The following is a 21,965-nucleotide window of genomic DNA, read 5'->3' on the forward strand; positions in this document are numbered from 1 at the left end:
ATATTAAGGTTGAAGGTGTAAGTCAATTCGCCATCGACATCTTTATCTAAGTCAACTAAGAAGACAGCAGCAGCGTCATCTGCCTCAACAGTTTCACCCGCATCAGAAACCGTCAGAACAGGCATATCATCAAAGTCAGGTCCATTCTCATCAACGATAGTTGCACTACCGTGACCATCAAGCGAGAGCTCATCAAGCTCGTCACCAATATCTCCATCAACATGGACATCCAGACCAAAGCTCTCGGTACCTTCAAAGATATCGTCATTAAACGTATCAACACTAACTGAAATGTTGTAAGCATTACCCGGGATGTCCACTGTGCCGTCGACTGCAGATACGGCGGTTGAAGGCGAAACTGCATCGTCACCCTCACCCACGGTGTAGGTCACTGTTAAATTACCGTTTGCCAAGAAATCTTCCATCTCAGCGCTGTAAGTGACGGCATCGTCACCTTCACCATAACCTTCAACATTGAGGTTAAAGGTGTAAGTGAGTAAACCGTCCACTTCTTTATCTAACTCAACTAAGAACGTAGCCGGGAATTCATTATCACCTTCAACAGTTTCACCCGCATCAGAAACCGTCAGAACAGGCATATCATCAAAGTCAGGTCCATTCTCATCAACGATAGTTGCACTACCGTGACCATCAAGCGAGAGCTCATCAAGCTCGTCACCAATATCTCCATCAACATGGACGTCCAGACCAAAACTCTCGGTACCTTCAAATATGTCATCGTTCTCGATACCGACACTAACGGTGATATCGATTGCATCGCCCGGTAAAACAAGCTCGCCACCATTGACCACTAATTCCGGTGGTTGCTCTACGCCTGAGCCATCTTTATATGTAACCGTGAGTTGACCACTGGCCAAGAAATCCGCCATTTCAGCGCTGTAAGTGACGGCATCATCACCGTCACCATAGCCTTCAATATTAAGGCTGAAGGTGTAAGTCAATTCGCCATCGACCTCTTTATCCAGTGAGACACCGAAGACCGCATTGTCGCCTTCTGTCACAGGATCTGGACTCACCACCGTCAGTACCGGCGTATCAGCGTTATCTTCACCATCGAGATCATCAATAATCGTCGCACTACCGCTGTCATTCAGATTAAGCTCGTCCAATTCCTCGCCAATCTCACCAAATACGCTCACGTCTAGAGCAAAGTGTTCGCTCCCTTCGAAAATATCGTCATTAACAGTCGCAACGCTCACGGAGATCCCAGAAGCATCTCCTGGAATAGGTAACGTGTCACCATTGCTGATAGTGAACTCTTGAGCACCTTCACCATCGGTATAACTGACGGTAATCCCATTAAACGTGACGAGATCAGTCAATTCCGCACTACCATCAACATTCAAGGTAAAGGTGTAATCCAATACCCCGTCCACATCATTACTGAGTTCGACACCAAATACTGCACTGCCCCCTTCAACAACATTATTCGAATTTTCGACAGTTAGAGTTGGTCTATCATCATCGGGCTCCTCACCTGGACCCGATCCATCATCAACAATACTGCTATCAACAGAGCCACTTCCGACTAACCCACTTACTGATTCAACGTTTAGACTGAAAGACTCACTTCCTTCATAAACGTCATCTTGTATGGTCGAGAGGACAACAGACAATGATGTAACGCCAGCTGGCACTACAACGGTACCGTCTTCTTCAACAGTAAGAATTACACCTGTATTTGTTTCAACTACCGCTTCACCAATATCTTCGTCTTCAGCTGTCCCTAATCCAAGTGATAGGTTTAGTGTTGTTTCTTGGTCCGAAGCTTTGTCAAAGCTTATTGTGTACTCTCCATCTTGTCCTTCATCTATGACTGATGGACCAGTTATGCTGATTTCCGGTATCGGGTTGACGACAATATCGACTGTAATGGTGTCCGTGCCTCCTAGCCCATCCGAAACAATCACCGTGAAGCTGTCGTCACCATCATAATTATCATCAGGTGTATATTCCCACGCACCATCAGTTCCAACAGTAACCTCACCGTTCGCAGGTAAACTATCCAGTACAAAGGTAAGATCATCTCCATCAGGGTCTGTTGCAGTTAATTGACCAGCAACAGCAATATCTTCATCTGTTTCAACTGCAATGCTCTCCCCAATTGGAGCAGCAAAAAGGCTAAAGAAAGGAGCTTCATTGACTAATACGTCGATCAGCGCAAGGCTCTGTGTTTCAGAAAGCCCCTGCCCCTCTAGCCCCTCAGTATCAAATGCTGTAGCTGCTTGAGTTTGAGCGTCAGTTCTTGCGATAGTTGGAAGCCCAGTCCCACCTGAACCAGCTTCTCCACCGGCGGCTGTTGCGAAGTCTTCATTGGCTGTTGGATCGACCCCTTGTTCCAATTGTTCGAAGATCTGAGCAATTTCGCCCTCTAAATCGAGTCCGGTAAAGCCGCCATCCTCGGTCGTCAAATCAGCCTGAATATTGGGTACATCAGGATTGCCGTTATCTACGGTGACAAGAACCTCACCCGGTGCTGGTGTTTCCCCTGGTCCTAGCTCTCTGATCTGTCCATTAACATCTATAACTATGGTGGCGTTTGCAATGCCCAATAATGACGAGTTACTAATACCCATAATTCTCTTCCTATGACGACGGCATCCTCAGGTAACCCATGCAAGGGTTATCTGTCAAAATGACATTCAATTTGACTCTTATCTAAATTTAGACCGTTTTTACTGATATTCCAGTCATTAAAAACTCTGACTTCGGACATATTTCACAAGTTGTCAATATTTAAGGGAATTTAATTTTGAATTAGGTTCTCAAACTTAGGGAACGTCTACTAAACTTCCAGAGAATAACAACTGTGTAACATCACTATGTAGATCGATGTGTTTATTGAAGTGCAAATTTATAGGCTTAAATTGAGCTAAAAATTTGGGTTGTAGTGCATGTTGGATACGAATAAGGAGCAAGTGAGTGAGATGGAATAAGCCTATTTTGCTAAGTTGTATAATCGCCGCAAGTTTTGGTGCCAATGGCCAAACATTAGAACAAGCAGTAGCGATAACATTAGCGACTAACCCCGAAGTGAAAAGTATTTATAACGAGTATCTCAGTAAAGTTAAAGAGAGTGATGCGTCTGGAGGGGCATATTTACCCAGCATCGATTTAGATGCAGGAATCGGTTATGAAGGTATTAGCCCTGCTGATGAGTCAGGGGGAAGCCCAGAAGATACCGATATGACACGTAAAGAGGCGTCTATCAGTTTAACCCAACTTTTATGGGATGGATCTGCCACGCTACGCGATATGGACAGGACGGCCGCAGAAGCGGAATCTGTTCGATTGCAAATCCTCGCAGATTCACAAGACATCGCATTACAAGTGACTCAGGTTTATCTGGATGCCATCAAAGCCACTGAAGTATTAGCTCTTTCCGAAAGTAACTTAGCGGTACATAAACGAATCTATAAAGATATTAAAAGGAGATCCGATTCGGGTATAGGCTCTACTGCGGATGTTTCGCAAGTTGAAGCGCGTATCGCAAAAGCACACGGTAATTTACTCGCCGCACAAAATAACCTTGTCGATACTCATACACAGTTTTATCGTCTTGTAGGTCAACAACCATTAGGGCTTATCTATCCTAGGGCCGATGAGTCTAAGTTACCTCTTTCGATGACAGACGCCATTGACGTTGCTTTTGATAATCATCCTGTTATTCAGATTGCGAAAGCTGATATCGATTCTGCTCGATTCCAATATGAACAAACTAAAGGAGTGAACTACCCAACGATTTCAGTTGAAGCAAGTCAAACATGGCGAGATGACGCCGGCGGTGACCCTGGCAGCAGTGAAGAAACATTAGCGATGCTTCGCCTCCGTTACAATCTGTTTAATGGTGGTACCGATAGCGATTTAACAGAACGTGCGGCATACCAACTCAACAAAGCAAAAGATCTACGTGATAACGCATACCGACAAGTTGAAGAAGGTTTACGACTGTCATGGTCTGCATTGGATCTAACACTTCAGCAAAAGAACTTCCTTGCCGATCACGTTGATTCTGCATCTGAAACCGTCATTGCTTATGACAAACAGTATAAAATTGGTCAGCGAACCTTGCTGGATTTACTAAACACGGAAAACGAGCTTTTCGAAGCACGTAAAGACTATTTAGATGCCCACTATTCAGAGCAATATGCAAAGTATCGAGTGATGAACGCAACGGGTTCACTGCTTGACGCCTTGCTGGTTGATATTCCTGAAGACTGGACTCAAAGAGTGGAGTATTGATTATGACGAATAAGACAATGTTAGCAATCAGTATTGCCGCTATCACTCTCGCTGTTTCCGGTTGCGCTAATGATGACTACGAATATATTGAAACTAGTAAAGCGAGCCAAATATCTGACTTAAAGGATGAAGATAGAGACGGTGTGGTGAATGCCAGAGATATTTGCCCAGGAACGCCAACGGGTGCAACCGTTGATAATGACGGATGTGGGCTGACTATCTCAGAGCAAGACTCTATGCAGTTGAGAATCCTGTTTGGGCACGATTCCTATGAAATTAACCCGGTATTTAGTGGGCAAATTCAGACGATGGCAGATTTCTTAAAAACCTACCAGTCTGCTTCCATTGAGATTCAAGGTTACGCAAGTAAAGTAGGTTCCCACGAATATAATTTAGATTTATCGAAGAAACGCGCGCAAGGAGTAAGGGATAAGTTACTCTCTTATGAAATCGATCCAAATCGTGTAGAGATTGTCGGTTATGGGGAGACGCGTTTAGAAAGTGAAGAGGAAGATGCCGCCTCTCATGCAGTTAACCGAAAAGTAACTGCAACGGTAGTTGGCTTAAAAGAGCAAGTCGTAGAGGAATGGAGTATCTTTACCATTCTTGAAAAATAGATATCTGAAAACAACAAAGCGCTCTACTTGTTTTACAACGAGTCGAGCGCTTTTCTTTTTATTGCTATTAATTTTGTTCAGCTGACTAAAGATTAAGAAGCTTTCTTCTTCTCTTCGCAGCGACTTGATAGCTGGTGCGTATTCAAGTCGTACTGTTCTTTAATCGCATCTTTTACTGTGCCATCCCAGACATGCACACCTACAAAATAACTCGTTCTTGCTAGCACGTGTGCGGCGATTGGTGCTGTAACAATGACGAACGCTACAACGGCCATAGCACGTACAACAATCGAAGTATCATCCCAAAAGACAATGCAGAACCCAACAACAATCAACCCGACGCCTAATGCCCCTGCTTTTGTAGTCGCGTGCATTCGAGTTAACAAATCAGGCATACGATTTAGGCCCAAGCTCGCAAGCAACATTAACATTGCACCTGTTAGAACAAAAAAAGCAATTATCAAATCAATCATCATCTCTGATTCCTCTGTGCTCTAAGTAACGAGAAAAGCCAACCGCCGCCAGAAATGACGTTAACGCAAGAACGATAGCCACATCGATAAATTTCGGTTGGTCATAAGCCATTCCATACAGAACCACCATACCCACAGTCAAAGATGCCATAAGCTCAAGAGCAACCACTCTGTCTGGCAATGATGGTCCTTTAAGCAGGCGCACTGAAGCAAACAACAGCGCTAAGCTTAGAATCATAAAACAAATATCGTAAACCGTATCTAACATAGTGCTAATCCAATAAATCAATAACCATGGCTTCAAGTCGCTTCAATTCAGCGACATGAAGTTGCTCATCTTCAAAGTACATTAAGTGAACGTAAAGCACTTTCTTATCCGTCGAAACATCAAGAGCTAACGATCCTGGCGTTACCGTGATTAACGCAGAAAAGATAGTAATACCACCATCAGTATCAATATCTAATGGAACAGCGATAACGGCTGGTTTCATTAGGTGTGTTGGTGTCACAACATCGTAAGCAACACGAGCATTAGCCTTAATCAAATCCCAGATAAAGAACAAAATGAAGTTAACCACTTTCGGTAATTTACCAAAATAGACTTTAAATGGTTCTCTATCGCGCAATACATAGGCAAGCACAACGTAACTCAGCAGCATACCCGCTAGAAGGTTAGATATTGTGTAGGAGCCAGATAGCACTAACCAAGCCAGTGCTAATAGCATATTCCATCCAAATGCCTGCATTATTGACCTCCCAGCACAGCTTGAATATATTGCTGCGGATCCAGTATTTGATCAGCTGTCATCGATGCAAGCTGTACAAACCATTCCGCATTAATACCGATGAAAACGGTGATAGCAGCCATAATAATGATTGGTAAATATAGACACAGACGCTCTGAGTCTGACATCGCTGGTTTTACTTCTGCGTCTTCAGGAAGTTTCTTCCAAAACGCCTCAGCCCAGATCTTAATCATTGAATACATAGTCAATAGACCAACCGCTAACGAAGCAAACACACCGATCCACTCCTTCGCTTCAATACCCGCCTGTATCACTACAAACTTTGCAAAAAAGCCCGATAATGGTGGAATGCCAGCCAGTGACATAGCAGGGATGGCAAACAAAATAGCTAAGAAAGGCGCTGATTTGTATAAACCACCCAACTTCTCGAGTCGATAGCTACCATGCATACGGTGCATGACGCCACTGATTAGGAATAAATTGGTTTTCACAATGATATGGTGGAACAGATAGAACACGCCGCCCAAAATCGCTAGTGGTGTGAACAGTGCTAAACCAAGAATCATGTAACCAATTTGGCTCACGATGTGGAATGACAAGATTCTTCGCACTTCAAACTGAGCTGCTGCACCTAATACCCCTGTCACCATGGTGAAGATACCCATCCACATCAATAGTGTGTGGTGAGTAAAACCAAGATCACCGATGAAGATGACACTAAATACACGGTACAACGCGTATACACCAACTTTCGTTAACAAACCTGCAAAGACTGCTGAAATGGCCACTGGTGGTGTGTGGTAAGACGCTGGTAACCAAAAGAACAACGGGAATGCCGCAGCTTTAATACCAAATGCCACCAAGAACAGTAGCGATATGACGGTAACCACTTCTGGGTTATCTGACATAGACAGCTTCTGCCCTAGATCGGCCATGTTTAACGTACCCGCATAAGCATAAAGCAAACCGATAGCACTTAAGAACAGAGCTGATGACAACAGGTTCAGGGTTACATACTTTAGTGCGCCTTCCATTTGGCTACGCTCACCGCCAAGGATAAGCAGACCAAACGATGCCACTAGCATTATCTCGAACCAAACATACAGGTTAAAGATATCACCGGTTAGGAACGAGCCTAAAACACCCGCAAGCATTAGATGCAGTAATGGGTAGAAGCCGAACTTCTCGTGCTCTTTGGTCATCGTAGCTAATGCATAAATAGAAATACAAAAAGCGACAACCGAAGAAACGGTAACCATTACAACCGCGAGCAAGTCCGCAACGAGTGTAATACCGAATGGTGCATCCCAACCACCTAAGTTGGTCGCTTGGATACCACTGGTGTACACCGTGTGAAATAACGTGAGCGCTGCTACTAACAGCGAAAAATTTGAGATTACACTGATCCAACGCTGTAGCGTTTGGTGTTTCCACAGCATCATTGATAACGCTGCCGCAAACATTGGGATCAGTACAGGCATTAATAGCATCATAATTGAGAATCTGTACTCTTCATTTCGTTCATATCGTCTGCGCCAATCACTTTATAAGCACGTTTAATCAGTACAACGGCAAATGCCAGTACACCAAAGCTAATAACGATAGCGGTTAAGATCAGGGCCTGTGGTAGTGGGTCCGCAATTGGTCCCACGGGCATTGTCATCCCCTCTTCAATCAAAGGTGGCGCACCACGAACTAAGCCGCCGCCCGTAAAGATCAATAGGTTTGTCGCATTGGATAAAATCATTAATCCAATAACCAACTTAACCACACTGCGTCGAAGCATCATGTAAAGTGCTGCCGCATAAAGAGCACCAATGACAATAGCAAATAGAGTTGTCATTTATTCCTCCAACTGTGCTAACGAAAACAGTAGCGTTGTTACCATGCCAGTAACAACAAGATATACGCCAATATCGAAGATTAACGGTGTGCTGATCTTTAGCTCACCAAGCCCAGGGACATGAACATACCACCACACTGCACTTAAATACGCGCTACCCGATTTTATAACACCAATAAAACCGCTTAATAGAGAGATAATCAGACCACCACCCATTAAGTAGCTACTATCAATACCAATTAACTTTCGAGTCTGAGTCGCATCAAATGCAAACAGGTGTAACGCAAACGCAGCTGACGCGACCAGCCCTGCAATGAAGCCACCACCGGGTTCATCGTGCCCACGAAGAAGCAAGAACACAGAGAACAGCAATAACATAGGCAGTAAAAATCGAGCCACTACCTGAAGAATGAGAGAAGTACCGGTATTGTTCATTACTTTTCCTTCTTAGTTCTAAGCATTGCCGTTACACCAATCGCAGCAAGCGATAGAACGAACAGTTCACCTAATGTATCAAGTGCACGATAATCAACTAAAATAACGTTTACGATGTTGCGCCCTTTTGCAATGGTGTAGCTGTTTTCAATCAGATACGTACTGATACGATCTGGCATAGCAAAGTGAGTCACGGTAAGTAGAAGCACCGCCATCATCGCGCCAAAGGTAACCGCTACAATACAGTCTCTCCAACGAACATCACTGCTTGATAGCTTTTGAAACTTAGGCAGTTTGAACAGAACAAGAACTAGCATGATAACCGTTAATGTTTCAATCAATACCTGAGTAATCGCTAAGTCAGGTGCGCTAAAGAACACATAAATTAGTGCCATGGCAAAACCTAGTGCGCCAATTGCAGCAACAGAGCCTAGTCGTAAAGGGGTAATACATGCGTAAGTGATCACTGCAATAATTAGAACCGACAGGCCGATATCTTTAATGGTCACATCTGAGAAATCGATATCCCAGTGGAAGCCAACTTTGGTGAACATCGCGTAAGCCACTAAGGCGATAGTCGTAATGAAGATCGTTAAGATGTAGTTTGCCATGTAGCCATTTTGCAGCTTCATTGTGCTCCACTTAGCGAACTTCACTAGGTTATCCATAAAGATCTCATAACCACGCTCTGGGCCGTAAGAAAGTAATGGTTTAGCTTTGGAAGCTGTTGGGCCAATTGCGTCCCACTTCTTAAACAGGAGATAACCAAGGCCCAGTGCCAATGCACTTATCATTAATGGAAGGTTAATTCCGTGCCAAAGTGCCAAATCTACCGATTCATGAGAGCTTGCAGAGATCGCATTGACGGCAGACGTCACTAATGGGTTCACAAGGCTTGGTAACAGGCCAAAGATAAGACCGACAGTTGCAAGTACAGAAAAACCTAAACGCATCCCCAGAGGTGCCTCATGAGCTTCAATCGGCGTCTCTTTCTTCGCGCCCCAGAATGGTTTAATCACCAATAGGCCCGCACAAGCAACGATAAAGATGGAAGTCAGCAGGGTCATAAAGATTAATAGCATGCTCCATTGGCTAGACAACACGCCTTCAAGCATCATCTCTTTACCAATAAAGCCGAACAGTGGTGGAACACCCGCTAATGCTAACGCCGCAAGAGACATAAACGCAGCCGTATATGGCATCGCTTTGCGCAATCCGCCTAACTCTCTAACGTCTTTTGTTCCTGTTTCGTGATCAATTGTACCAGCCGCCATAAATAGCGCCCCTTTATACAATGCATGACCAAGTAAGAAGACAACCGCAGCAAGAAGAGAAGCTTCAGTACCGATACCTATGAGCATCGTCAATGTACCAAGTGCCATAACTGTTGAGTACGCCAAGATACGTTTCAGATCAGTACTCGTTACCGCTAACGTCGCACCCAATAACATTGTCGTAGCGCCAAATGCCGTTAAAGCAAATGTCCACGTGTCATGACCAGCCATCGTAGGTTGAAGACGTGCCATTAAGTAAACGCCCGCTTTTACCATCGTTGCTGAGTGTAGGTACGAACTAACAGGCGTTGGCGCTGCCATTGCATTCGGCAACCAAAAGTGGAACGGGAACTGTGCAGATTTTGTGAATGCCCCAGCGAGTATCAACACCATCATCACAATAAATAGAGGGTGAGACTGTAGTTCAGAACCTTGAGCAATGATCTCATTAACTTGGTATGTTCCAGCTATTGAGCCAAGAACAATGATACCAGCGAGAAGAGCAAGACCACCGCCGACAGTGACCATCAAACCTTGAAGTGCTGATTTACGTGAGGACTCTTTCTCATGGTAATAACCGATCAACATGTAAGATGTGATACTGGTTAACTCCCAGAAAACAAACATCGCCATCAAGTTATTTGAAAGAACGACTCCTAACATCGCACCCATAAATGCCAATAAATACATCAACAATTTACGTTGATCTGGCTTATGAGCTAAATAGCTTCCAGCATAGACAATGACAAAAAAACCTATCCCAGATATCAGCAACGCAAACAGAAGGCTTAAGCCATCGAGCCAAAAATCTAAACTAATGCCCAGCGTAGGGACCCACTCATAACTAAATAGATGTGGCCCCTGCTCTGTAACAGCAGGAAGGAATGTTAAGAAGTAAACAAATAGTGTCGCTGGCAATATCGCGAGCAACTTACTTGTTTGTTCTCCAAAGTGCCTGAATAACCACGGCACAAACACCGCCAGGAAGAATCCCGACAGAACAGCAATCAGCATTAAAAATAGTCTCCAAAATCTTCTACATTGTATCGCAGTAGAAATGCTTACCCGTAACGGGCATCAGTATGATCAGTATATGAAAAACAATCACAAATGCATATCAGTAAGAAATACTAAATACACTTGCATATGTAGATTCTATCGATGTAACTGTTAAATTTATTAGCATTGGAGTTTATTCAAATTTAATTGATATGAATACTCGCTTGTTGTGAACGAAACACTCGGAATAACCGAGTGAAACCACTATATACAACGGAAATACTGGAATATAAAAAGAGAGAGATCACGGAACGGAGTTCGGCAGTGAGTTGTCTATCACGACTTACTCAAATGATTTTTAACTAATTTTTTATATAGATACTAACAATAAATAGTAAGCGCCACTGCAATATTACATCGTATAGCCATATACTGCTGCAAGATATTAACAGCTCATAACATATCAACTACGTTATGAGCTGTTTCTTACGTGAGTAGCTAGTTCTTACGTGAGTAGCAACTAACCTAAGTTAGTTAGTCACTACCGCTGTGGGCTTTGGGAGCACAATACTCAACACCGAGTAGCCTAAAATTGCAGATGCCGTAGAGCCTATCAATATCCCTAAACGTGCATAGGTGTCCATCACTTCTTTTTCCAAACCAAAGGCTAACGAAGAAATAAAGATCGACATGGTGAAGCCAACGCCGCACAGAAGAGAAACCGCGAAGATATGCCTCATGGTAATACCATCAGGAAGCCTCGCAATGCCTAATTTTAATGAGAGCCAACAAAAAGACATGATACCAATTGGCTTACCAATCAATAACCCAAGCGCTATACCTAGTGGAAGCATGGATGTTAATCCCGCCATTGACACACCTTGCAAAGAAATACCCGCATTAGCCAGAGCAAAAAGTGGCAAAATCCCGAAAGAAACATAGGGATGCAAGGCATGCTCTAATGTTTTAAGCGGTGAGTGAGAGCTGTTCTTCCCCTTAATAGGAATAGCAAAGCCAACCAAGACACCAGCTAATGTTGCGTGAACACCAGACTTTAAGACTGCAAACCATAATATCGCTCCGATCAACAGGTACCAATGAAGGGACGTGACCTTTTTAGCATTCAAGTAAAACAGTATGCCTGTCGAAATGAAACCAACGACAAGTGCAATGATTGACAAGTCCGTCGTATAAAACAGTGCAATGATAACCACTGCACCTAAGTCATCAATAATAGCAAGAGCCAATAAAAACACTTTCAAACTAATTGGTACTCGATTACCAAGCAGTGCCATTATCCCTAATGCAAAAGCAATATCGGTCGCCGCTGGAATCGCCCAGCCTGCCATCGCTTCAGGGTTTTGAGAGTTAAACATAATATAAACAAGAGCAGGTGCAAGCATGCCACCTACAGCCGCAATAGCCGGAAACATTGCCGTTTCTTTCGATCTCAATGCGCCTTCAATAAGCTCTCGTTTAACTTCTAAGCCAATAATTAGAAAGAAAATCGCCATCAAGCCATCATTAATCCAGTGAGAAAGAGACATCCCCAAAACATAGGTATGTAAAAATCCTTGGTAAAAGCCATTTAATGGAGAGTTAGCTACCATCATCGCTATTACTGCGGCAATTACGAGTAAAATGCCACTGGCAGACTCCATTTTGAGGAAGTCGCGGATAATGCCTGTCATGTTCAGCCCTTTTGAATATAAAAATAACAATTAGTGAGCGAATAGTTATCAACTTTAAAATCAACCAGATAAATAACTTCGTTTCTGCTGATATAATAATTCGTAATTTCCGATATAACAACGTTGCAAGATCGCAATTAATGGACTAGTAATATCCTGTTACACTCTAAGTAAAGCACAAAAAAAACTCGCCAAACAATTAATTTGGCGAGTTTATATATTTCGAGTTTAGTCAACAATAGTTAAACAATTAATACCCAGTTAACTGCATAAAACCCTTAGCTTGATGTGATCCAGATACTTCGACGGGCCCTTCCCAGTAGGGAATAATGAAAGGTAGCAACAATTTTTTATTTACTGGAGTCAACATCAAATTAATATCGTAATCAGGAACCATAATACCCCACTCTAACGGAACACGTTTCCCTCCGGTTAACACACTACCTTTAGAGGAGACCAAGGAAATTTGAGTTTCATCAAGTGATATGGTTTTTCCAGTGTTGCTGATGATGGTTCCATAGATATATGGCATTTGTTCTTGATGGCGATATCGGCTAACGGTTAAGGTTTCACTTTCGTTTAAATCAATTACAAACCAATCCCAGCCTTTCTGACGCTGAGAAATAAGCTGGCTGCCCCACTCTTTACTCATCCATGCATTGCCTTTTACTCTCACCGTTTTATTTTCACCAAGTGTCATCTCACCTTTAACAGATAAAAATGGAGCACTAATGTTAAATGCGGCGATTGGCAGTAAGTCATGTTTAGGTTGGTAACCATCTTCACCTAACAGTGCAAATGGGCCGGAAGTTTGAGTGCGTAATTTCAGGTCAAATTCGTTAGTAGAAATCTCCATTTCACCTGGAAACGGGGTATTTCCTAACGATTGCCAACACCAGTTATCAATCCATATTTTAAATGGATTAACGATCATACCAGCTTGACCAATCCCACCACGCGCAATGCGTTGCTCTTTCCATACTTGAGTACTGTTTGATATTACGACATGAGAAATGTAGATTTGAGGGCTCTGCCAACCAGCGGTTCTTCGCTCGTCACTGGCAATACGAAAATAACTCCATTGAATGGCGTATTCATGGCCCTCTTCATCTACTACATTTGCAAAATATTGCCACCACTCATGCTGGTATTCAGGGTGAAAACGAAAATCATCAGGTAAGGTTACTGAAGTGTCGGGAAGAACAGGCTCAAACACCTGCTTTTGTATCATATCCACAACCATGCTTTGAGTTCCAGACAACTCTTTACTCACCGATTGTTCAGAGTCCAAATATAGCAGAGTCGCGACAATAGTCATGACCATAAGTACTAATACGACTCTGACTACACTTAGCTTTCGTTTTTCCGGTTTTTTCGTCATTTAAAGCGCATCTCTCAGAGATTTCATCGGTGTATTTTTAATGGTTCGCAACACGGGTAACGCTCCGGCAATCATTAGTGAGGTCATTACCCAAAGTATGGTTTTTACATACTCGATTGGTACAAATTTAAGTTCCAGAGTCCAGCCGAAAGATTGCTTAATCACCACGTCAACAACGAGATTCGCCAATGCAAGACCTAAAGGCATAGCAATCGCTATCGCTATCATGCAGAACACAAACAGCTGAAGTCCACTGATAACAACCAGTTCTTTTCCTGAAATACCAAAACAGCGCAGTAAAGATATATGCCGCTGCCTTGAAACTTCTCCAGCCAAAGTGGCAAAGAAGATCCCACACACCGCTATAAGTAAAGTTATGTTGCCAAGAGTATCGGCAATAGCAAATGTTCGATCAAAAACTTTCATCGCTTGAGTGTGAATATCACTATTATCATAAACACGGTCAGAACTAAGTCTAAATACGGCTTCTAATCGATTTTTAAGTCCTGTCGGATTAACGTCAGGTTTAAGTTCAATACCAAGTGCAACATCGCCGCTCCCAGCATAGCCATTTAGCCAATTTCTATGAGACAACAGCACTTGATTATACGGGTTGCCGTAATCATAGTAGACACCAACAACCTGCCATCGTTGACCTAATTTATTCGATAGATTGATGAAGTCACCAGGGCGAATATCCAGCTTAAGTGACATAGACTCACTGATCATCACCCCTTTAGAATGATGTAGGTGATACCAGTAATTTGGAATACCTAGCTTTACAGTTAGTGCATCTAATTCTGCATCTGAGGCACCAGTACTCACAATCTGTAGTACACCTTGCTTCGTTGCCTCATCTTTCTCCCAACGCCACCAAACACTCTCAACCTCAGGTTGTTTTTGTAGCCAAGTGCTTAGGCGTGCAGCTGAGTTATTGCTTGGGTAAATATAGACATCAGCAGCTAAGCGTTGAGTCAGCCATTTATCCGTGGTATCACGAAAGCTGCCAATCATGGTTTCTACACCTATATTGCCTGCCATCGCGAGCATTAACGCCATGGTTGCAACACCGCGATAACTCATACTCGCCGCTGCGTCTGCAAAGAACCAACGTAACTTCACCCAACGTAAAGAGTAGGTAAAACTAGTAAAGACTTTCCAGATCAAAAATGGTGTAAACAAGGCTACACTCATGAGCATTAAGGCAATCAGGGTGAAGCCTGTTTCTTGCGTTTGTGGCACTTGATAGACTGCAACGGCAACGACACACAATATACATGCAAGGAATGCTTGGAAGGTAAATTCTATCCCTGCAAATCGAACCAAAGAGAGCCTAGACGTTAAACGATTAGGTTGAGAGCGTAACAAACGCACAAGTGGCCAAATACACGCTGTCGCGACGCCTAAGACGCACATACCTAAGCTATATAAGCTTGAATGATAGCTCCAACTAATCTCTATTCCAACGCTCGCATCGTACAGCTCACCTAAGCTAGTTGCTACTGCAGGAATAAGCTGATTAGCTAGCATTAAACCGAGTATATTACCGAAGAACCAACTAATTAGGATCATGCTAAACAACTCAAGCGATAATGCTTTAGCAAGTTGCCAACCTGATACACCCGTTTGCCTTAACATACCAACGAGAGGTTGACGCTGAACAAACGAAAGTGAGATTGCTTGGTAGAAGATAAATAAGCCAACAACAAAAGAAAGCATACCCAACGCACTAAGATTCATATGGAACGCGTTGGTCAATGATTCTAATTCAGAGCGAGAGCTACGAACTAAGGTCAATCCGTTTGGAAGATTTCCTTTCAGTTTCGCTAATTTAGCTTTGGACATATCACCACAGGCGATCAAGTCCAATCCAGAGCTTCGATTAAGCATTCTGAGTAGTGAAATATCGGCAATCATTCGAGTGCCTGTTAAGCTTTTATTCTTATCAACAACGATTGGACCTAGCCGGGACTGATCATTCAAAGTCATGAAATCACCGTCCTCCCAATCAAGCCTCTCCGCTAGCCCCTGACTCACAACTATAGGGTACGGTGGCTTCATCAAATCTAGGTTTTTCAACTCTTTTAATGACATCCCTTGCTTCACTTGAAGCATGGCGACAGGATCAATACCAACTAATACAAGGTCATCCCCTTTAGCCGTTTTAATCACTTGTTGATCAAAAGGGAGACATTCATTAAAACCATCGCGTCTTAACTGAATGTATAAACCTTGTGGCACTTTGTTGGATACGTGTTTAGGGCGGATTCGATAAGGTAATGGGTTTGAAAATAGTTTTTCACCATCGGCATAGCTTGCACGTGCATGATGGTTTATCGAGGTCACACCAACTAATAGTGAAACACCCAGTGTTAACCCAAGTAAGACTAAGATTATTTGAAGAGGATAACGACGGTAATGCCCGAGTAGCGCTTTAACTACGGGCCATAACATGTAATTGCCCTCCTTGAAGGCGTATACGGCCATCCATGTGTTCTGCTACTTTCTCACTGTGTGTAACAAGTAAAAGCGTACAATCAAGTTGACGTGTCAAAGAAGTCAACAAACGCATGACGGCTTCTGCATTTCGCTCATCCAAACTTCCAGTCGGCTCGTCCGCTAATAAAATTTTCGGTTCCATATACAACGCACGCGCAATAGCTGCTCTTTGTTGTTGACCACCAGACACTTCTTCTGGGTAACGTCCTAGAAGAGGCATAAGATCGAGTGCAGACAAAATTTGTCGCCATAATCCATGGTCTTCTGGTAAACCTTTTAACTGGCGGCAGAAGCGAATATTATCTGCAATATTAAGTGTAGGCAGCAGATTAAACTGCTGAAAGATAAGGCCAATATTATTACGACGGTAAGCAGTTCGTCGATGCTCAGGGCTAGCATGCATTGAAAAATTTGGGTACCAAACTTCGCCTGAATCTATTGCATCCAAACCAGCTATCAAGTTCAAAAGCGTACTTTTTCCAGTACCACTTTCTCCCATTAACGCTACTTGATCACCTTGATTTAATGTTAATTCAGCGCCTTGTAAAACAGGGTGAAATTCACCACCATCTACATATCCTTTACACAGGTCGGTCAGCTGTAACATTAATTAGCTCGCAATAATTTGATTGGGAATGAGAATCTACACTAAATCTAGCTTTCTAGAAAGCATTTTGAATACCAGATCACAAGATATGCATTGACTTGCAATAATTCGACGCGTCACTTCTCATTTTCGATTAAGTTATTCATCCACTTCTTGCTTTTGACCCTGCGTAATGATCCAAACCACTTCACCACTTCCTCGGTCAGAAATAGTACGTAAATCCACTGAGGTTCCCAACCTAACCACAATGCCGCAATTGCAGCAAATGGAATCCCTATTAGCCACTGTGCAACCAAATCTTGATATAAGCAGAATTTTACATCGCCACCTGCACGTAAAATACCGTTTATCGCCATCATTGGAATTGAACGGATCACGATGCCGACACAAAGAATCATGATGAACATTTCAGAAAGAGCTCGAGTTTCCTCTGTAAGAGCACTAAATGCATTTAGTACCGGGGTATGAACGAGGTACAACGCAATAGAGACAAAGATACTCACCACAAAATTGACCATCAATAGCGCAATAGCCTGATAGTAAACTGACTCATACTCCTTCGCACCTAATTGATTACCCACTAGCACAGCGGCTGAGCTAGACATACCTATCATTAATGCCAGTGAAATAGACTCAACAGGCGTCATAACTGACAACGCGGCTAACCCTTGAACGCCTGACTGGCCCATGATGGCATGATAAACAAACAGACCACCGGCCCACGCCAGAAAATTAAATGTGGTAGGTAATGATAGCTTTAAGAAACGACTGATTTTGTACCAATCAATGATCGCTCTAATATCATTCACTCCAAATGCCAGCAGGTGCTTTTTAAAATACAAATAACCATAGAGAGTTAATACTTCAATAGCGCCACTCACAACAGTTGCGATTGCTGCTCCTTTAATTCCCATTTCGGGAAACCCTAAGTGACCAAAGATCAGAACCCAATTTAAAAAGATATTTGACGCTATACCAATACCACTGAAGAACGTACTGACGCCCGGCTTATGCATTGCCCTTAAGCCAACGGACATACTGACCACACAGGCCACGGCAAACATACTTACCGATGCGATTCTTAAATATTCACTGCCTAATTGATTGATTAGCTGAGAATCTGTCGTCAATGCCATAATCTGACTGGGAAACAGAATAAAGAGAGCAGCGGTAAGTGCGGCTACAAAACAAGACACTATCCATGTGAGTGCGGTACTTTCAGTCACACCCTTTTTATCCCCTGCCCCCCAATATTGAGCCGTTAACAGTGCTCCGCCCGTCGTGACACCGACCAGCATTATTGTTGTGACAAACGTTGCCCTAGCCGCAACACCGACAGCCGCTATTTCTGCCTCGCCTAACTGCCCTAACATAAGCACATCGACTAGGCCTCGGCTCGAAAACATAATGCTTTGTAATGTGATCGGTAAAGCTATCGCTAGCATCTGACGGAAGAAACCATCTTTAGTATGAAAGCGTATTTGAGATATTAGCGACAAAATAGTCACCTCAGAATATAGAATGAACGAAAGATCAGTCGGTTATAGTATACAGTTATTGAAATTAGTCGACGACAGCTGATGAGAATCGTGCAAAATTAGGAGTAAGCTAACAGAGTTATGAAAGGGAATTTATAAAGTATGAAAAAAGTATTGGTGCTTGGTGCGTCTGGTTACGTCGGTTCACAATTACTGCCTATACTGATCAATCAAGGTTACAGCGTAACTGCAGCAACTCGACATCTCGATTATTTAAAAGCTCGAGTCTCCCCCCACCCTAATCTTGATTTCTCTTTTCTTGACCTGAGCGATTTGGAAGCCACCAAACGTTTAATCCCACAATTTGATCTTATTTACTTTCTTGTTCACGGTATGGCTGTTGGGCATGACTTTATCGACTATGAGCTTTCATTAGCTGAAAACTTCAAGAACGCACTATTAGAAAGTAAAGCAACACAGGTTATATTTTTAAGTGCCCTACAACCTCAAGTTGGTCATTCAGACCATCTCGATGCTCGTCGACAAACAGGTGAAATACTCAGGCAAGGCCAAGTCCCAATAACCGAGCTTCGAGCAGGAGTCATCATCGGCCCTGGCTCGGCCGCTTTCGAAATAATGCGAGACTTCGTTTACAACCTTCCTATCATGATCGCGCCAAAATGGGTCGACTCAAAAGCAAACCCGATCGCATTGGAAAACCTCAATCATTACTTAATCGAACTGGCTAAAGAAGAGCCTAGTGAACATCGGCTTTTCTCCGCAGGTGGTCCCGACATACTTACTTATCGTGAGCAATTCAAAATCATTTGCCGGATAGCCGGTAAGCCATTTCGCCTATGGTCTACATCTTTACTCACCCCTAACCTTGCGTCTCATTGGCTTGGTTTGGTCACGTCAGTCCCTAGTAATATTGGTCGTGCCCTGTTAGGAGGACTTGCCCACGATTATGTGTCTGATTCAAACGAGGCGCATCAATATTATCCGCAGACTTTAATCTCTTATGAACAAGCGGTCAAAACAGCCATTGAAGAAGAAGGTACATTCGTTCGAAGCAATGTCTGGGGGTTTGAGCCAGAAGCTCTGAATCGTTGGCAACCGGGTTACGGCTATTATCCTAAACAGGCTGGAGCCAGTATAAGAACATCGTTAACGTCTGAACAGTTATGGGAAGTCGCTAAACAAATTGGCAGTCGTAAAGAGGGTTACTTCTTTGCCAACATATTATGGCGTACTCGCGAATGGCTTGATTTGTTTTTTGGTGGCGGCATACCAAAGCGCAGAGAGCCTGAAGAACCGGAGCTCAAAGTTGGTGATTTCATTGATTCCTGGAAGGTTATTCGTTGTGAACGCAATCAATTTTTGTCACTTTTCTTTGGCATGAAAGGACCAGGGTTAGGACGGTTAGAGGTTTCTATTTCTGACTTGGGTGATGAACGAGAATTGACAGTCACCGCATGGTGGCACCCACAAGGGTTTTTAGGGTTGTTGTATTGGTTTGCTATGATGCCTGCACATCTGTTTATTTTTAACGGAATGGTTAAGGCAATAGTAAGAAAAGCCAAAGAGATTAACTAAAACATAGAGCTGAAATGAAAACACTGAGCTGATACACGTTTAGCCAAAGCCAAACGGTAACCGCCCAGTGCTCTATCTAACTTAAGTAAACAAATAAAGTTTAGACCTATTAATCTGTTTTCAAATTCAGCGGTATTTCAGCCAAGTGAATACCTTGATTGTTTGGGTAGATGACATACTCACCATGGTATTTAACCACCGATTTGTAGTCTGTTACTTTATGAGCCATAAACCCTGAAGCTGCAGCCTTTTCAATAAATTCAGCATGATTGCCACGCACAAACCAGTGCATTGGTTTAGTCAACAACTCGCCATCAAAACAATCGTCACACTGATCCGCACACAAAGCCAGAGAACTATGCCCGTCAGTGAAAATTTGAATCTTACCACCGCCAATAAGTGGCTCAGACGTTGAAACATCCCAGTTATTTGCAATCATCAAATCTAAGAATTTTTCAATATCACTGTCTTTGATCTCGGCTCCTTGGTCATTATCTTTAAAGAACTGAGCGTAAAATACAGAAATACGCTTAAAGATGAATGGTAGCCCAGCACTGTCACCTTTAGAACGCCCTGACTTCTGCCAACGGATCAAGTCGGGAACAACGCAACGTTCAAAGCGATGACTCTTTAATGACTTAGTTACCCAATGTACTAAGAAGTGGTTATTAGCAATCGGTGCATCTGCCAGTTTACCCGTTGCATGTTCAGCATGCAGTTCTGCCAATGCAGAGTTAACCAGTTTTTGAATTTCACTTGTATAATTTGACACTATGCCTTTCTTCCTAATGTCCAATAGAATGCTATCGACAGCACAGAACAGGCCGTCATAACTAATATCATCGGCCAAACTACATCACTTGGCATTGCAGCTACTACCGCGCCAATAATTGAGCCTGTGCCAAACCTTAATGTGCCCGCTAATGAAGACGCGGTGCCCGCCATATTGGGATAACCACTTAACAATAGTCCCATCGAGTTACTGCCAATTGTCGAAATGGTACCTATAAACATAACAACAAAAGGCACTATTCCCCACAAGCCTAGATCAAGTATCCAACCTACTAATAAACCGATACCGGCAATGAGTTGTATTGATAGCCCAAATCGCATCATTGTGTGAGAGCCTAATTTTTTAACCAATCGGCTATTAATCGCTGTCATGATGATCATAGCGACAATATTCAAACCAAATAGATAACCAAACTGGTCTGGACGTACACCATAGATATCAATATAGACAAACGCGCCAGCGGTTAAAAATGCGAACATACCCGCGAACGAGAATGCACCAGCTAAGATTAGCCCCATAGCTGTTGGGTTACGAAACAGCCCCATATAATTACGAAGTGTTGTTCCTAACCGTAAAGGGTGACGTTTTTCGACCGGTAATGTCTCAGGGATCTTCCATATCGTCAGTGCGATGACAATAATCGCAAATCCGGCCAATACCCAAAATATTGAGCGCCAGCCAAACCAAATGGCCAAGTAGCCGCCAATCATCGGAGCAAGCAGAGGCGCAATCGTCATGACTAACGTGACAAACGACATAGCGCGAGAGAAGTCCTCTCGATCAAACATATCTCGTACAACGGCTTGAATAACAACCGCAGCCGCAGCACCAGCAAAACCTTGAGCACATCGAACATAAGTCAATGCATCAATGCCTGTTGTTGTTGCACTTACTACGCTCGCTATTGCAAAGAAGAATACACCAACAAGCAATACTGGGCGGCGTCCAAAGCTGTCAGCAAATGGCCCATGAAAAAGTTGCCCAATCGCAAAGCCAGCTAAATAAGCCGTTAATGTAAATTGGACTTCGCCAGCTCTCACTCCTAAGTCTTCCGCAATGGCAGGCATCGCTGGTAAGTACATGTCTATAGCGAGTGGGGTTAACGCCCCTATAGCGCCCAGCACAGCAAAGAGTAAGAAGCTTATTTGCTGAGGAGTTGCAGATGAAGATATCGTGTTTTGTGTCATTGATTATCTAGTTTTTTGCGGATTATGTGGTCGCCCTATAACTAGATAAGGCGACCATAATCTGGATTGTTATTGAATGAACA

At 43.2% G+C, this 21,965-nt stretch carries 18 protein-coding genes; 3 read left to right on the forward strand and 15 right to left on the reverse strand.

Annotated elements, in window-relative coordinates; all coding sequences use genetic code 11:
* Window positions 1-2,597: Ig-like domain-containing protein (locus L4C54_RS00135; protein WP_428806610.1), on the reverse strand; the 2,597-nt coding region annotated here is incomplete at its 3' end.
* A 346-nt stretch (window positions 2,598-2,943) separates the two neighbouring features.
* On the opposite strand from L4C54_RS00135, the gene L4C54_RS00140 reads away from it, so the two are divergent.
* The gene (locus L4C54_RS00140; protein WP_428806611.1) at window positions 2,944-4,263 is read left to right on the forward strand and encodes a TolC family outer membrane protein; all 1,320 of its coding nucleotides are present in this window, start codon (window positions 2,944-2,946) and stop codon (window positions 4,261-4,263) included.
* Between the two features lie 17 nt (window positions 4,264-4,280).
* A complete protein-coding gene (locus tag L4C54_RS00145) occupies window positions 4,281-4,880 on the forward strand; it encodes an OmpA family protein (protein WP_428806619.1) in 600 nt (199 codons plus the stop codon).
* A 92-nt stretch (window positions 4,881-4,972) separates the two neighbouring features.
* On the opposite strand, the gene mnhG is transcribed toward L4C54_RS00145, so the two are convergent.
* The 12 genes from mnhG to L4C54_RS00205 all read right to left on the reverse strand — a co-directional run bounded on the left by mnhG (window position 4,973) and on the right by L4C54_RS00205 (window position 18,327).
* Window positions 4,973-5,356, reverse strand: coding sequence for a monovalent cation/H(+) antiporter subunit G (gene mnhG, locus L4C54_RS00150; protein ID WP_428802150.1), 384 nt, complete (start codon window positions 5,354-5,356; stop codon window positions 4,973-4,975).
* Window positions 5,346-5,621, reverse strand: coding sequence for an MrpF/PhaF family protein (locus L4C54_RS00155; RefSeq protein WP_428802151.1), 276 nt, complete (start codon window positions 5,619-5,621; stop codon window positions 5,346-5,348). Before L4C54_RS00155 ends, mnhG begins: the two co-directional genes overlap by 11 nt.
* 4 nt (window positions 5,622-5,625) lie before the next feature.
* A complete protein-coding gene (locus L4C54_RS00160; RefSeq protein ID WP_428802152.1) occupies window positions 5,626-6,099 on the reverse strand; it encodes a Na+/H+ antiporter subunit E in 474 nt (157 codons plus the stop codon).
* Window positions 6,099-7,592: a Na+/H+ antiporter subunit D gene (locus L4C54_RS00165; protein WP_428806612.1), complete on the reverse strand. Its 1,494-nt coding sequence runs from the start codon at window positions 7,590-7,592 to the stop codon at window positions 6,099-6,101. Before L4C54_RS00165 ends, L4C54_RS00160 begins: the two co-directional genes overlap by 1 nt.
* Window positions 7,589-7,942: a Na+/H+ antiporter subunit C gene (locus L4C54_RS00170; RefSeq protein ID WP_428802154.1), complete on the reverse strand. Its 354-nt coding sequence runs from the start codon at window positions 7,940-7,942 to the stop codon at window positions 7,589-7,591. Before L4C54_RS00170 ends, L4C54_RS00165 begins: the two co-directional genes overlap by 4 nt.
* The gene (locus L4C54_RS00175; RefSeq protein WP_428802155.1) at window positions 7,943-8,377 is read right to left on the reverse strand and encodes a Na+/H+ antiporter subunit B; all 435 of its coding nucleotides are present in this window, start codon (window positions 8,375-8,377) and stop codon (window positions 7,943-7,945) included. It abuts the gene before it with no gap.
* Entirely contained in the window at window positions 8,377-10,665 is a 2,289-nt protein-coding gene (locus L4C54_RS00180; protein WP_428806613.1) for a putative monovalent cation/H+ antiporter subunit A, read from the reverse strand. The genes L4C54_RS00175 and L4C54_RS00180 overlap by 1 nt, the downstream gene beginning before the upstream one ends.
* A gap of 515 nt (window positions 10,666-11,180) precedes the next feature.
* Complete coding sequence (gene nhaA, locus L4C54_RS00185) at window positions 11,181-12,341, reverse strand: Na+/H+ antiporter NhaA (protein WP_428802157.1); 1,161 nt, start codon at window positions 12,339-12,341, stop codon at window positions 11,181-11,183.
* A gap of 250 nt (window positions 12,342-12,591) precedes the next feature.
* Window positions 12,592-13,722 (reverse strand): lipocalin-like domain-containing protein, encoded by a 1,131-nt coding sequence (locus tag L4C54_RS00190; protein ID WP_428802158.1) that lies wholly within the window; start codon window positions 13,720-13,722, stop codon window positions 12,592-12,594.
* Window positions 13,723-16,176 carry an ABC transporter permease gene (locus tag L4C54_RS00195; RefSeq protein ID WP_428802159.1) on the reverse strand — a complete coding sequence of 818 codons (2,454 nt, stop codon included), beginning with the start codon at window positions 16,174-16,176 and terminating at the stop codon, window positions 13,723-13,725. It lies immediately after the preceding gene.
* Window positions 16,157-16,828: an ABC transporter ATP-binding protein gene (locus L4C54_RS00200; RefSeq protein WP_428802160.1), complete on the reverse strand. Its 672-nt coding sequence runs from the start codon at window positions 16,826-16,828 to the stop codon at window positions 16,157-16,159. The genes L4C54_RS00195 and L4C54_RS00200 overlap by 20 nt, the downstream gene beginning before the upstream one ends.
* A gap of 116 nt (window positions 16,829-16,944) precedes the next feature.
* Window positions 16,945-18,327: an MATE family efflux transporter gene (locus L4C54_RS00205; RefSeq protein WP_428806614.1), complete on the reverse strand. Its 1,383-nt coding sequence runs from the start codon at window positions 18,325-18,327 to the stop codon at window positions 16,945-16,947.
* A gap of 141 nt (window positions 18,328-18,468) precedes the next feature.
* Here L4C54_RS00205 and L4C54_RS00210 point away from each other — a divergent pair, with 141 nt between their 5' ends.
* Window positions 18,469-19,902 carry a DUF2867 domain-containing protein gene (locus tag L4C54_RS00210; protein WP_428806615.1) on the forward strand — a complete coding sequence of 478 codons (1,434 nt, stop codon included), beginning with the start codon at window positions 18,469-18,471 and terminating at the stop codon, window positions 19,900-19,902.
* 109 nt (window positions 19,903-20,011) lie between these two features.
* Here the strand turns inward: L4C54_RS00210 and L4C54_RS00215 are convergent, their stop codons facing one another.
* Together L4C54_RS00215 and L4C54_RS00220 are read right to left on the reverse strand one after the other, a co-directional pair.
* Window positions 20,012-20,674 (reverse strand): DUF2913 family protein, encoded by a 663-nt coding sequence (locus L4C54_RS00215; protein WP_428802163.1) that lies wholly within the window; start codon window positions 20,672-20,674, stop codon window positions 20,012-20,014.
* Window positions 20,674-21,882: a Bcr/CflA family multidrug efflux MFS transporter gene (locus L4C54_RS00220; RefSeq protein WP_428806616.1), complete on the reverse strand. Its 1,209-nt coding sequence runs from the start codon at window positions 21,880-21,882 to the stop codon at window positions 20,674-20,676. The genes L4C54_RS00215 and L4C54_RS00220 overlap by 1 nt, the downstream gene beginning before the upstream one ends.
* Window positions 21,883-21,965 lie beyond the last annotated feature (83 nt).

The organism is Vibrio lamellibrachiae, from assembly GCF_050337265.1.
Lineage (GTDB): Bacteria > Pseudomonadota > Gammaproteobacteria > Enterobacterales > Vibrionaceae > Vibrio > Vibrio kyushuensis.

What these genes read in the sequence shown, in the direction of transcription:
- L4C54_RS00220 (WP_428806616.1), bottom strand. Translation starts at nt 21,882, where the DNA reads ATGACACAAAACACGATATCTTCATCTGCAACTCCTCAGCAAATAAGC.
- L4C54_RS00180 (WP_428806613.1), bottom strand. Translation starts at nt 10,665, where the DNA reads ATGCTGATTGCTGTTCTGTCGGGATTCTTCCTGGCGGTGTTTGTGCCG.
- L4C54_RS00195 (WP_428802159.1), bottom strand. Translation starts at nt 16,176, where the DNA reads ATGTTATGGCCCGTAGTTAAAGCGCTACTCGGGCATTACCGTCGTTAT.
- L4C54_RS00160 (WP_428802152.1), bottom strand. Translation starts at nt 6,099, where the DNA reads ATGCAGGCATTTGGATGGAATATGCTATTAGCACTGGCTTGGTTAGTG.
- L4C54_RS00200 (WP_428802160.1), bottom strand. Translation starts at nt 16,828, where the DNA reads ATGTTACAGCTGACCGACCTGTGTAAAGGATATGTAGATGGTGGTGAA.
- L4C54_RS00190 (WP_428802158.1), bottom strand. Translation starts at nt 13,722, where the DNA reads ATGACGAAAAAACCGGAAAAACGAAAGCTAAGTGTAGTCAGAGTCGTA.
- L4C54_RS00155 (WP_428802151.1), bottom strand. Translation starts at nt 5,621, where the DNA reads ATGTTAGATACGGTTTACGATATTTGTTTTATGATTCTAAGCTTAGCG.
- L4C54_RS00170 (WP_428802154.1), bottom strand. Translation starts at nt 7,942, where the DNA reads ATGACAACTCTATTTGCTATTGTCATTGGTGCTCTTTATGCGGCAGCA.
- mnhG (WP_428802150.1), bottom strand. Translation starts at nt 5,356, where the DNA reads ATGATGATTGATTTGATAATTGCTTTTTTTGTTCTAACAGGTGCAATG.
- L4C54_RS00165 (WP_428806612.1), bottom strand. Translation starts at nt 7,592, where the DNA reads ATGATGCTATTAATGCCTGTACTGATCCCAATGTTTGCGGCAGCGTTA.
- L4C54_RS00210 (WP_428806615.1), top strand. Translation starts at nt 18,469, where the DNA reads ATGAAAAAAGTATTGGTGCTTGGTGCGTCTGGTTACGTCGGTTCACAA.
- L4C54_RS00145 (WP_428806619.1), top strand. Translation starts at nt 4,281, where the DNA reads ATGTTAGCAATCAGTATTGCCGCTATCACTCTCGCTGTTTCCGGTTGC.
- nhaA (WP_428802157.1), bottom strand. Translation starts at nt 12,341, where the DNA reads ATGACAGGCATTATCCGCGACTTCCTCAAAATGGAGTCTGCCAGTGGC.
- L4C54_RS00175 (WP_428802155.1), bottom strand. Translation starts at nt 8,377, where the DNA reads ATGAACAATACCGGTACTTCTCTCATTCTTCAGGTAGTGGCTCGATTT.